The organism is Paenibacillus sp. 1A_MP2, from assembly GCF_052244825.1.
In the GTDB taxonomy this organism is placed as follows: Bacteria; Bacillota; Bacilli; order Paenibacillales; family Paenibacillaceae; genus Paenibacillus; species Paenibacillus vandeheii.
In genome coordinates, this window is record NZ_JBQQCS010000001.1 from 642,498 (window position 1) to 655,060 (window position 12,563).

General features: G+C 45.2%; 9 protein-coding genes and 2 pseudogenes. 7 read left to right on the forward strand and 4 right to left on the reverse strand.

Going from position 1 to position 12,563, the window contains the following annotated elements; genetic code table 11:
• Positions 1–143: 143 nt before the first annotated feature.
• The gene (locus ACTWJ7_RS03375) at positions 144–1,343 is read right to left on the reverse strand and encodes an MFS transporter (RefSeq protein WP_301880466.1); all 1,200 of its coding nucleotides are present in this window, start codon (positions 1,341–1,343) and stop codon (positions 144–146) included.
• 162 nt (positions 1,344–1,505) lie between these two features.
• On the opposite strand from ACTWJ7_RS03375, the gene ACTWJ7_RS03380 reads away from it, so the two are divergent.
• The 3 genes and pseudogenes from ACTWJ7_RS03380 (at position 1,506) to ACTWJ7_RS03390 (ending at position 3,133) form a co-directional block, all read left to right on the forward strand.
• On the forward strand, positions 1,506–1,901 hold the full coding sequence (locus ACTWJ7_RS03380; RefSeq protein WP_063567750.1) for a winged helix-turn-helix transcriptional regulator: 396 nt from the start codon (positions 1,506–1,508) through the stop codon (positions 1,899–1,901).
• Positions 1,898–2,573, forward strand: a pseudogene (locus tag ACTWJ7_RS03385) (TIGR00266 family protein). The gene ACTWJ7_RS03380 and the pseudogene ACTWJ7_RS03385 overlap by 4 nt, the downstream one beginning before the upstream one ends.
• A gap of 98 nt (positions 2,574–2,671) precedes the next feature.
• Positions 2,672–3,133: a MarR family winged helix-turn-helix transcriptional regulator gene (locus ACTWJ7_RS03390; RefSeq protein ID WP_301246140.1), complete on the forward strand. Its 462-nt coding sequence runs from the start codon at positions 2,672–2,674 to the stop codon at positions 3,131–3,133.
• Between the two features lie 152 nt (positions 3,134–3,285).
• Here ACTWJ7_RS03390 and ACTWJ7_RS03395 read toward each other — a convergent pair.
• Positions 3,286–4,259, reverse strand: a pseudogene (locus ACTWJ7_RS03395) (aldo/keto reductase).
• 249 nt (positions 4,260–4,508) lie between these two features.
• On the opposite strand from ACTWJ7_RS03395, the gene ACTWJ7_RS03400 reads away from it, so the two are divergent.
• Both ACTWJ7_RS03400 and ACTWJ7_RS03405 read left to right on the forward strand, forming a co-directional pair.
• Positions 4,509–5,402 carry an LCP family protein gene (locus ACTWJ7_RS03400; protein ID WP_443145127.1) on the forward strand — a complete coding sequence of 298 codons (894 nt, stop codon included), beginning with the start codon at positions 4,509–4,511 and terminating at the stop codon, positions 5,400–5,402.
• Positions 5,403–5,595: 193 nt separating this feature from the next.
• On the forward strand, positions 5,596–8,184 hold the full coding sequence (locus ACTWJ7_RS03405; protein ID WP_301880463.1) for a DUF2339 domain-containing protein: 2,589 nt from the start codon (positions 5,596–5,598) through the stop codon (positions 8,182–8,184).
• Positions 8,185–8,574: 390 nt separating this feature from the next.
• On the opposite strand, the gene ACTWJ7_RS03410 is transcribed toward ACTWJ7_RS03405, so the two are convergent.
• On the reverse strand, positions 8,575–8,730 hold the full coding sequence (locus ACTWJ7_RS03410) for a hypothetical protein (RefSeq protein WP_301880462.1): 156 nt from the start codon (positions 8,728–8,730) through the stop codon (positions 8,575–8,577).
• A 221-nt stretch (positions 8,731–8,951) separates the two neighbouring features.
• On the opposite strand from ACTWJ7_RS03410, the gene ACTWJ7_RS03415 reads away from it, so the two are divergent.
• Together ACTWJ7_RS03415 and ACTWJ7_RS03420 are read left to right on the forward strand one after the other, a co-directional pair.
• Positions 8,952–9,602 (forward strand): FHA domain-containing protein, encoded by a 651-nt coding sequence (locus ACTWJ7_RS03415; RefSeq protein ID WP_443145128.1) that lies wholly within the window; start codon positions 8,952–8,954, stop codon positions 9,600–9,602.
• Positions 9,603–9,778: 176 nt separating this feature from the next.
• Positions 9,779–10,357 carry a class I SAM-dependent methyltransferase gene (locus ACTWJ7_RS03420; RefSeq protein WP_301880460.1) on the forward strand — a complete coding sequence of 193 codons (579 nt, stop codon included), beginning with the start codon at positions 9,779–9,781 and terminating at the stop codon, positions 10,355–10,357.
• 88 nt (positions 10,358–10,445) lie between these two features.
• Here ACTWJ7_RS03420 and ACTWJ7_RS03425 read toward each other — a convergent pair whose 3' ends face one another.
• The gene (locus ACTWJ7_RS03425; protein ID WP_301880459.1) at positions 10,446–12,293 is read right to left on the reverse strand and encodes a hypothetical protein; all 1,848 of its coding nucleotides are present in this window, start codon (positions 12,291–12,293) and stop codon (positions 10,446–10,448) included.
• Positions 12,294–12,563 lie beyond the last annotated feature (270 nt).

Sequence of the window (12,563 nt, forward strand, 5' to 3'; positions counted from 1 at the left end):
ATAAATCCTGTTGTTCTTCATTAAGTCATAGTAGATTAAATTCGAATTAACGTATTATACTAGATTTACAATAAAGGGGAAACCGGATTGCTTTAACACTGGAATGATGCATGGTTAAGCCTGTTGCTCTGACTGAACCTGTCTTACGTCTCGGATGGAGAATACGGATCTTTACGATCAAGCGCTCTTGCCCAACCTGTCAGAAGAACGGCAACCAGGACCATAATTGCACCCACCCATGTGGTATGAATCAGACCGATGGAGTCCGTGATTACGCCGCCCAAATAGGCACCGATGGCGATCCCTGCGTTAAATGCCGCGATGTTGAAGGCGGACGCCACGTCTTTGGCCTGCGGTGCATAACGTTCTGCTAGCGTCACGACGTACATCTGAAGCCCTGGCACATTCATGAAGGCAAGCAGACCCATCCCTAGAATGGTGATTAATGCTGCAAACTTGAATGGAACGGTGAAATACAGGATGCCCAGAATGATGGTCTGAATGATAAACATATAGAACAGTGCTCGGAGCGGATTGTGGTTGGCCGCTTTTCCTCCGATAATATTACCGATCGCAATGGCGATTCCGTACAGCAGCAGAATTCCCGCGACTGTTTTGTCGGAATAACCGCTGATGTCATGCAAAAGTGGGGACAGGTAGGTAAACACAACAAACGTTCCGCCATATCCCACAGCGGTAATGGCTAAAGCCAGCAGCAATCGTCCGCCTGTTATCAGCTTCAACTGTTCGCGGAATGCAGTCCGCTTTCCGCGTTGCAGCGTGGACGGTACAAGAATCATGTTACCGATGAAGGCAATAACACCGACGACAACGATAAGAATGAAAGCTGCACGCCAGCCCCAGTTCTGACCGATGAGTGTTCCCAGGGGTACACCGGTTACCGTAGCGATGGTCAAGCCGGAGAACATAATGGCAATGGCGCTAGCCCGGCGATTTGCAGGAACCAGGTCTGCCGCAATGGTGGAACCAATGGACATGAATACGCCGTGTGCCAGAGCGGAGACAATTCGCGCAATGAGCAGCATGGTAATTCCGCTTGATAGCGCAGCCATGGTGTTACCCGCGATAAAAACGACCATAATGGCAAGCAGCAGTGTCTTTCGTGACACTGTTGACGTTAGTGAGGTTAGAATCGGTGCCCCGAAGGTTACACCTAATGCATATAAAGTAACGGTCAGTCCCGCCGTCGTTACGGAAATGCCCAGGTCATCTGCAATAAGGGGCAATAATCCAACGCTGATAAATTCAGTGGTGCCGATGGCAAACGCACTGATTGCCAGCGCCAGCAGTGCCCAGGTACTGCGTTTTGAATCTTGAATCATTTCTTGTTCAACTCCTAGAATGTAGATTTACTTACCGGCAAATGCTATTATGAGTTATTCGACATAAAATGAATAGTACGTACTTTTTAGTACCCTACGTACTTTTTAGTGCCTATATAGCATTTGTTTTTATGAAATAAGAATTCCGGGAGGATATTCAACATGATCAGAAAGAAATATAATATTTCCGTTGAAGCGACGCTTGAAGTCATCGGAGGCAAGTGGAAATGCGTCATCCTCTGCCATCTGACACATGGGAAGAAACGAACCAGTGATCTGAAGCGTATTATGCCCGCAATTACGCAAAAAATGTTAACACAGCAGCTTAGGGAGCTTGAGGATGACGGGATCGTGAACCGTATTGTCTATAACCAGGTTCCTCCCAAAGTGGAGTATGAACTGAGTGAATATGGCCGAAGTTTGGAACCGATTCTGAACGCCCTATGTAACTGGGGAGATCAGCATATTATTAAGGAATACGGAGACAAATTCTCCGTGTTGGAGGATAATGGGCTAAATGATTTTAACACGGACAACAAGGAGCTGATGAAGCCATGAACTATGAAATTCTATATGATGGTGCATTTGCGATGCTTAAGGTGCAATTGCAACGGGAGAACGGTTCAAGGCGGAAAGCGGTGCAATGGTATCCATGACACCAACCGTTGATTTGAAGGGATCTGCTGAAGGCGGCATGTTTGGCGGAATCGGACGGATGCTCAGCGGCGAGAAATTCTTTTTCAGGAATTGACGGCTGCAGGGGGATCTGCAGAAATTCTGCTCTCGCCGTCCAGCATGGGAGATGTGGAGGCGGTTGAACTGGATGGTTCCTATTCGCTCTACGTACAGAAGGATGGATTTCTGGCTGGAACGGAAGGCATTCAGGTGAATACCAAAATGCAGAACCTGAAGAAAGGTCTTTTCTCTGGAGAAGGTTTCTTTATTATAGAAATCAGTGGTCGAGGAACTGTGTTCCTGTCTTCCTATGGTGCCATCCATGCCATCAATCTGGCTGCGGGTGAAGAAGTGATCGTGGATAATGCTCACTTGGTCGCATGGCCGAGTTATGTGGATTATCGCATTGAGAAAGCATCCCAAGGCTGGTTATCCAGCGTGACGAGTGGAGAAGGGTTGGTATGCCGATTCCGGGGTGAAGGTACCGTTCTAATTCAGAGTCGTAATCCGCATGGATTTGGCCAATGGGTGAAACAATTTATTCCTTCACGCTAATGTATCCCATTGCAAATGTACAACGTTGAAACACATCGGTTCCAACATTCGTTATAAGATAGATGAAGCTCAAGGTGTAATGATGGAGGTATATAGAAATGGAAAGCTCACGGTATAAAAATGCTCAGGAAAGCCCGGGGTATCTGCTATGGCAGGTGACTACGATGTGGCAAAAGGAAATACGCAAGGTGCTGGAGCCTCTGGAATTAACCCAACCCCAATTTGTATTATTGCATGCCTGTGTGTGGCTCAATGAACGCGACACTGAGGGCAAGGGAGTAACCCAGGTTCAGCTAGCGCATTTTGCCAATGTGGATGTTAATGTTACTTCTCAAGTTCTCCGTGCTCTTGAAAAGAGAGAGTTGATTACTCGCAAGCGTCATCTTACAGATACCCGTGCGAATATTATTACAACAACGCCGGAAGGAACCCGCTTGGCACTTGAAGGTATTCATCTAGTTGAAGCCGCCGACAAGGTGTTCTTTGATGTGTTAAGTGGTCGTAAGGACGAATACATGGAAATCATGCAGGAATTTATCCGACATAAAACAGATGTTTAATCCATAGAACGATTTTTTCCTATGCTTTATTAGACTACAGTGTGTAGTGAAGTTGGAAGTTGTCATGTTAATCTAATTCTGATTTTCTTATACAAAAGTTGAAATAACCTCCCTGGCTTTTTAGCCGGGAGGTTATTCCTGTTGCTTCAATTTCAATCTATCCGATATGTGGCAAACGGCTTGCCATAGCGATATGAGTCGCTGAGTTGATCGAGCTCGGTGATCATGTCATCGCTTAGTTTCATGTCCAGACTAGCCAGATTATGCTCCAGCTGCTCTGTACTCGTTGCACCAACGATAACCGTCGAAACAGCAGGGCGTGCCATCAGCCAAGCGAGCGACAGGACACTTGGGGAGCATCCATACGCCGATGCCTTTTCGCTGACCTGCTCCCCCAGTTGAATATTGTGTTCCAGCAGAAAACGGTTGAAGGCTGGATCGGTATCTGCTCTGGAACCGGAAGGTACGCCAGATTCGCCGTTGTATTTCCCTGTTAGAATGCCGCCTGCCAGCGGGAAATACGGGATGATGCCAACGCCCTGATCAAGGCACATCGGTATAAGTTCAAGCTCAGGTGTGCGATCAGCCAGAGAGTAGCTGGTTTGGGTCGAGATATAACGTACATATCCTTTCAGCTCGCTGGTGCCAAGAGCTTTCATCAGCTCCCAGGCTGCATAGTTGGAAGCACCGATATAGCGGACTTTGCCGGAAGTGACCATATCATCCAGTGTGCGCAGCGTCTCATCCAGCGGTGTGTGCGGATCAAAGGTATGGATCTGGTACAGATCCACATAGTCCGTCTGCAGACGCCGCAGGCTATGTTCAAGCTCTTGCTGCAAATGATAGCGCGAGGAACCGCGCCCATGGGGACCGTCATGCCGGGGAGTCCGGCTTTGGTAGCAAGCACAGCGTTTTCCCGTCGACCTGTAAGGGCCTGTCCGATAATCCGCTCTGATTCCGTTCCAGCGTAGATGTTGGCAGTATCGATAAAATTAATTCCCTGATCCAGTGCCGCATGAATAATGCGGATCGAAGTCGGGTCGTCCGCCCGTTTACCAAAGGCATTGGTGCCGAGTCCAAGTGCGGAAACACGTAGACCGCTATTCCCCAAACGTCTATATTCCATCGCTTATCGCTCCTTCTGTGTCATTTCTTGTATAGCAGATTATAACGTAATCTATTGAAAACGTGTTATTAATATAGTTAAATGATTTTAAGACCGTTATTAAAGGAGATATGATGGAAAACAGTGCCGCACATTTAACTAGACGGAAGCCGAAGAAACCGAAGAAGAGATGGAAGAAACCTTTAATTATCATCCTGAGCACTTTGATTGTGCTGGGGACTCGGATTTATCTATCAAAAGCAACTCGTCGTGTTTGCATTTAACCTGTTTGCTTCGGATACCGTAAAGGAAACGCTCGATGAATCCTTCAAGCCGGTTGGCGATAAGGATGCACCCGTTGTAGAACACACCGATCCATTCTCGCTGTTGTTGCTAGGGATTGACCAACGGGATAACGAACCAAGCCGTTCGGATACCATGATCTATTCTGTCGTTCGTCCGGAAGAAAATAAAGTGTTGCTGCTGTCCATTCCACGTGACTCTTATACCGATATTGTCGGCCGGGATGTGAAATCGAAGATTAATTCAGCCTATGCGCATGGTGAAGCCAAGATGGCGATGGACACTGTGGAGCATCTGTTGGAAAATAAAGTTGATTTCTATGCCGCGATTAATTTTAACGGACTCAAGGATATTGTTGATGCGGTTGGCGGTGTTGAATTGCCGATCAAAAAAAATATTGAGAACAAATTGAAAGCGCATGAGAAGCTGTTTGTGGAAGCGAACAAACCAATCTATAGCGGCGAAGAAGCGCTGGGCTATGTGCGTTACCGGGAAGACTCCGATTTCAATCGGACGATGCGTCACCGTCTTTTCCTCAGTGCCTTCATGAATCGTGCGCTTGAGGTCAAAAATCTGACCAAGATCCCGGACGTGATCCAGATTGCCGGATCGAATTTTACAACCAACATGAACTCGGATTTCATCGTGAAATTTGCCGAGTCTCTATATATGAAAGACACCACACCAACAATCAGCAATTATATGCTGAAGGGTGAGGGCGCAACGCGCAGCGGAACATGGTACTATGATTTGTCAGAGAGTGATCTGCAATATGTGCGGACCTTGCTTGCTAACTGGCTGGACCCGGATGCCACCGAAATTATGGAGCCGGAGACGACAGATACGAAAGATCCGGCGTAAGCATCGGAGGTACAGTAAGATTACCCCAAAGCTGAGTACCTATGCAGAATCAATATATTTTCTATGAATGAGAGCCCGGGAAGTTGATGCTTCCGGGGCTTTTTGTTGTTATCTATTCTGTAAACCCCATTTTATGGCATACATATAGTAAAATATAGGGAATAGATTAAACATCAACCAACGGAGGAAGCTCATGAACGAGTTCAAGGATCGGCTTCACCAGGTTCAGGAGCAGCAGAAGCAGCTGGTAAAGGAATACAATGCGCTGCTCCAGGAGTATCAATCCGATGATCTGATCGTGGAGAATGAACAACTGCGAGCGCAATATGAAGCGCATCAACTCAAGCTGCAGGAGCTTGAAGCACGCACACGCAAGATGGAGGAAGAGAATGCCCGTCTTCGCATGGCGTTGTCCGAACAGATGCTGGATGAGAAATTGAATCTCATTCGTGTATCCCAGGAGAAGATGGAGACGTATTTCCGAGGAAAGACGAGTGTACATAATGATCGGCTGGCAGCGCATGAACATCGTGCCAAAGTGAATTTGAATGCCATATTCAACAGGGCTTCAGAGGAACTTCAGAGCGACGCCACCGAGATTAAGAAGAGAATTGATTATCTGGCTGCTGAGGTGCAGGAACGAATTGAGCAGCACAGACAGACCTTGTGGGAGAGAGAAGAGGTACTGCGCGGGCAGATGCAGCAGGGATACGAGCATATGGCGGAAGAAGGCTTAAGCGAAGAGACCATTCAGCGGCGTATTCGCCAGAACCGGATGGAGATGAAGATTGGCCTAAGCTGGATCAACAAGGTCGCCATTCTGCTTATCATTCTTGGCGTTGGAGCGGCGTTTCAGTACTCCTACGCTACCTGGTTCAACGATGAGATGAAAGGCGGAGCATTTTTCCTGCTCGGTGCACTTATGCTTGCCGGGGGTGAATGGCTGTTCCGGCGCAAACGGCAGACGTTCGCGATGGGGCTGCTGGGAGGCGGGCTTTCTGTTCTGTTTGGCTCGATCTTCTACAGTTACTTTTTACTGCATATTATCGGGTTATATACGGGACTTGCCTTGTCGGTGTTGGTTTCAGCCATATCTGTGCTGTTATCGTTGAGGTATCAGTCCAGAACAATCTGCTCACTTGGGTTGATTGGAGGGTATCTGCCGTTAATCTCCTACATGGCCTATTTCGGCCTTCAAGATTCGGCTGTATATGTTGCGATGATCTATCTGCTGCTCTTAAACGGGATTATTGTATCGATTTCATTTGGCAAACGGTGGCCGATTGTGCATTATATCAGTTTTCTGTTCAACACACCGTCCATGCTCATCCTGTTATGGCTCTCGCCAAGTGAGAAGATCGGCATGGTGTATTCCATTGTGACATTTGCATTATATCTCGGCATTACACTGGCGTATCCCTTCAGACATCGGGTGAAATTAACGTGGTGGGACTTCGCACTGCTGGCCATGAATACAAGCATCAGCTGTCTGATGTTATATGTATTGTTCGATGCAGCGGGATGGAATGACGCACAGGGCTTGCTTGCTCTGATTTTCGCTCTGGTTTATTTCGGGCTCGCCCGATTTGTACAGCAGAGGATGCCGCAGGAGAAACAGACTCTTCTATTGTTCTACGTGACTTCCCTGACCTTTGCCATTCTGATTATACCGTTCCAATTTGGGGCAAAGTGGCTGTCCATGGGCTGGCTGATTGAAGGGGTTCTGCTGGTTACGCTCGGACATCTGAAGCGACTTAAGCTGGTGGAGCGTGCCGGATGGGGCATCGTGCTGCTGTGCATGTTCACCTTTGTGTACTATGATGTGCTGGTGCTGTTCATTATGGGGGAGCAATCGTATTTCATGCTAAAATACTCCTGCATCACGCTGGGCGCGCTGCTTATTACACTGTATTACGCCTTGGATCGTAATGGCTCCTTGTCGCAGAAGAAACACCACTATGGCCTGACAGAACTGGGTTTTCTGAATGCATTCAAGTACGTCACACTGGCGAATCTGTGGTTATACGTGCTGTACGAGTCGAATGAATTGTATATGAAAGCCGTCGATGACTCATTCCTGTTATACCTATTCTACAAGTGGCTGATGTTCGCTGCACTGACCATTGCCATGGCTTATGGGCTGAGCAAAGTGAAGCTGCTGCGTGACCGGATCGTACAGTATTATGTCATCTTCCTGCATGCGGTGGGCTGTTGTATTGCACTGGCGGTAACGTTATCCATGCCGGCACTTCAGCCGGATGTTCAGCAGCATACAGCGGCTGAAATCGTAGGTCTGCTTGTGTTGATTATCTTTAACGTGGGCGTGTTCTTTGCAGGAAGGGATCTGCTGATTGCGGCGATCCGCGGGCAGTTTAAGAGCATTGAGTGGTACCCGGTTATCGCAGGGGTCTATCTGCTGGGAGTCATTACTGTGTTCTTGACGATTCAGTTCCATTGGGGAGATGTAGGGCTGCTGTTCAGCCTGATCTATCTGCTGCTTGCGATCCTGTACATTGCCTATGGGTTCCGAAGAAAATATGTAATGATTCGGCGCCTTGGTCTGGGCTTGACGTTGTTCTCCACCGGGAAGATGGTGTTCTATGATGTCGGATTGCTCACATCGGGCAGCAAAATCATTGCCTATTTCAGCTTTGGTGTACTGCTGCTGGGCATTTCCTACCTGTATCAGAAGGTGTCGAGCCGGATGGAGGAAATACAGGCCAGAGAAACCGAACAGCCTAATGAACCGGATCTGCCGGAGGATGAAAAGAACCAATTTTAGGATAGTCGACGGAGCATTCACCATTTTTTGGGGAGGGATACAGTATGGGATTTGACCTGAGTATCATGTTATGGCAGTTGTTATGGATTGCTGGTCCTATAGCTCTCATTGTGTATGGTTGGAGGAAATTTGGCATCAGGAAAAAGCGCCGCTGAAGACAGGTAATTCCGCAGCAACATCACTTTTGAAACAAGTCATGATCCGGTTAGCTTATCAGTATGCATATCATAAATAAGCATTGAAATGAGGCTCTTGAGCGCTACTTCATAGCGTCCAGGGGCCTTATTCTGATGAATGGAGGATCTAATCCTCATCTAACATGGCATGACCTAGCATAAGATGACATTCGTGAAACGTTTTTTGTGGTGATCACGTTATAATAGAGTATACTTACGGCTGGGCGTTCAGTTGCAACCATGAAGTTTCGGTTGTGGTGGTGCCTTTAAGTGATTCTCCGGGATTATCATTGATGCGGGAGAGCACTGTTAATGTAATGGACAGGGTGAAGGCGAGCAGCACATATATGAAAATGTTTTTTTTATTCATGGTGAGGTACCTCTCTTGTTGTTGGGCTAAGGCGTGCATACGACGGTTATGAGAAAAAAGGCACAACGTCTGGTATAGTAGAGAAGAGCATATAACGATGCCTGTATACACTATATAAATTATTATGACTGCAAACAATGGAACAAATCTGATGAATTTATCATTATTTATGAACGGAACGCTCATAGAGATCGAGTGATATTTGAAGGTGGGAGAATAACATGCGGGAGACGGCAAAAATCGTCATTCGTACGCCAGGGCAGGAAAGTGACGGTTCGTTCGCTTATGTCAGCCAGGGGCGCTCCATTACAGTGGGGCGTTATACGGGTGGAGATGAATTGGACTTGTCTGTCTACAATCAGTTGATATCGAAGCGGCATTGTCGCATTCATTATGATGAGCAGCATCAGCTGTGGATTGAGGATCTGGATAGCAAAAATGGAACCGAATTGAACGGACAGCGCCTCGTTCCCTATGAGAAATACCCCTTTGCCGAGGGAGACAGCCTGACTCTGGTCAACGGCTTGATCCAGCTTCGCACAGAGGGAGATCTTGAAGAAACGAGAGAGTATCGGATATCCGATCTGCTGGGTGAGGGTGTGCGTTTGCAGGATCACCTGCAAACCGTGCAGATTGGCGAGGTGGAGATTCCACTGTCCAAGAAGGAGTACCAGCTGTTCAAGCTGCTCTACAGTCAGTTGGATCACTTTGTGACCCGGGAGCAGATTGTTGGGCAAGTGTGGCCGGAGCGAAGCATGCTGGAGAGTGAGTCGGTAGGCATTGACGAGATTAACTCGCTGATCTACCGGACGAATCGCAAGCTGGGGGTTCATTTTACAATCAAGTCTGTCTACAAAAAGGGGTATACATGAAGTCCCATGTACCGGATTGAGTGCGTGGAATGAGCAGCAGGATGGAATAAGGGAAAGCCATAATGGAATAAAAGAAGGAAGCTTCTGCCAGGTCTTGTTTGGACCCGGAGAAGCTTCTTTTGTTATGATGAAGGTGCGATTACCATTTTTTTTATTAAATCCAAAGGGTTGAGGTTATGTTCATATTTCAATTTATACCATGGCTGATTGCTGTGGTGACACTTATATCTGTGATATCTATCGTGCTGGTCAGTTGGAAAAACGGAATCTCGCCGATGCCGACTTCCCGCCTCGTCAGGCATACGGTCATCCAGGAGGTTAATCGTATTCCAGGCTACGGCGATGTCATTGAAGCGGGCTCCGGGTGGGGAACGCTGGCACTGGACGTGGTTAGGCACTGCCCTGGTAAACGGCTTACGGGTATTGAGAATTCAATCGTTCCCTTGTGGGCTTCCCAACTGTTTGCTTTTCTAAGTGTCCGCTTGCGGAGAGTGAAGGGAAAACGCCATTCTCTGGAGGGACGGCTGCGATTTGTCCGTGGCAACATCTATACCCGTTCATATGAACATGCGGATTGCGTTATCTGTTACTTGTTCCCTGGTGCGATGGATCGGCTCGTGGACAAATTCAGCCGTGAGCTGCCGCCAGGAGCGAAGGTAATTAGTGTCTGTTTTGCACTTCCAGGCAAGGTGCCCCTACGGACAATCACGTGCCGGGATACGCTGCGGACCAAGGTGTATGTGTATACGTTCTGATTAGAGTGGTATTTAAAAAGATGATTCTTAATAGTAAGAGTCATCTTTTGTAGATATCACCACTTACCCTGAAAGAGGACGATCTCCCCTATATGAGTAAAGATTTTGTTTTTAGCAAGTCTTTGTATGATGTAACTTTATCTATACCAGTAATTAATTTTTTATAATCTCCGTAGCTTTCCTTTTTGATTTTTACCAGTTGATGCAATGAATTGTCTGGCTGTAAAGACATTGAGTACAACATGTCATCCAAAATTAGCTTTAAGTAAAAAGAAAGCCTCTCATAAATCTCCTCGAAAAAGATTTTATCCACGTATGCTTGATGTGTCAAAATATTCCGTAGTCTATAGGCACGAGATAAATCACATTCAATTTGTTTTTCGAAATCATTTAAATATTCATAGAACCAGATTTTCTTACCTCTTAACTGCATATACTTGTTTAGGAGTCCAATGTATCGTTGGCTCAAAGAGTCTCCGGTAAACGCTGACATAGCTTCGTTCTTATATTCTGCAATAAACTGGAGTAGGTAATGAAGCTTTATTTCTTTGTTTTTTTTATCAATTGATTCAATTCCAAGCCTCTCTTGAACTACGTCTTTTAAGATTTTATTTCCAGTCTGGTTTTGCTTTACAAGTTCCCTGCACCTGTATACAAGGCTCTTCAAATAAAACTGTGATAAATATGGGGTAGCATGCTCAATAATACCTTTTCTTTTATTGGTAGGTTCTGTTATGAATAGATATTCCATTAAACTCCACATTGCTACTAATCCGGTTTCTTTGGGCGAATCCTGAATCACACGACACCATTGTAATAGCTGATCTAGTCCTTTATATTTTCCAGTTAGTTTTGAACTCATGTTAATTTTAATATACGTATCGCTTCGAGTTACCTGTAACCCATATTGGGAAACTTCTATAATTGGATCTGTGTTTATTTTTTTAGTGCTAAGATCAAATACTAAAGCTTGAGTGAAGTTTCCAGGATTATATAGTTTGTGACGATTTTCAAGCGTAAAAAGCCTTGTTATAGAACTAAGCTCTTCTCTGGCTGTATTTATTGCTGCAACATCATCTGTTGCAGCTAACTTTATGCGAGCAATATGAGTATCCTTTTTAAAGAATTCGATTACAGGAGCGTCATGGACTTGAGGCACATCGTATGCATCGTCTATTGTCAGCCTTGCGCGATCAGGATCACTGAAAAAAGTTAATGGTCCGTCGGTCCCGATTAGACTATCGTATCCATCTGGCAATCGAAGAGGTATAAAACATTCGAAATTCCTTTTGTTTTTTATACCTAACTCAGATATACGTTCTAATTTTTTCAGAAAGCTACTTTCTCCATCACTAACGAGTACGCCTTGACCCCACCTATACAAGTACTGCTTGTGGTGGCCTTCAAATATAAGTTCACTCATCAGCAACTCTAAGTAATTATCGATTTGCTCAAAAGAAAGTGTGGGCTTGGACAACTCTTTAGATAATAAATCTACATATAATTTAGGTATGTCTATGTTCTCAAGTTTATTTAATAAGCCTTCAATTAGAGTAAGAGGGAGTTCTAACTTACGATGTTTGTCCATTCGATTTATATGTTGAAGGAAAGTCTCCTTCTCAGTTAAGAACAGTTCCAATCTGCTTATAACAAGGCTCCAGTCTTCTTTAAATTGATCTTCAAATACTTTATTTCTTTTTAAAGTTGTAATAACCTCAGTGAAAATTTCAAATACATTGTGCTCGAATAAAACTTCTGTTTTATAATTCTCGATAACTTGAACAGATTCTTTTAGAACTGCACGTACACAAGGATAAGATAATTTTCTATAATGGAGATGACTTTTCTCAAATAGTTCACCCCACCTATGTATGAAATAAGCCTGATGAGACAAGAGTGTTGGGTTATTACCTTGTATAGAGCTAATTTTGTACATACATATACTCCTATTTATTTTTTTTGGTGTTGCATTTTTGGAAAAATAGCATATAATAAAAGTATATAGCCAAACTAGACACGGGACTTGAAATATTCTGCGATTTTCTTTTTAGAGAAAGCAGGATGGATCTGGTCCCTTAATTTTTTATATGGTTAATTACACCACTTTATTTTACCATAATTTTTGAATCAGTTGTTTTGTTTTCTAGTTTTAAAACAAAAAATCCACATATGGGGTTTTCTCATACACCCCATATGTGGATTTTTT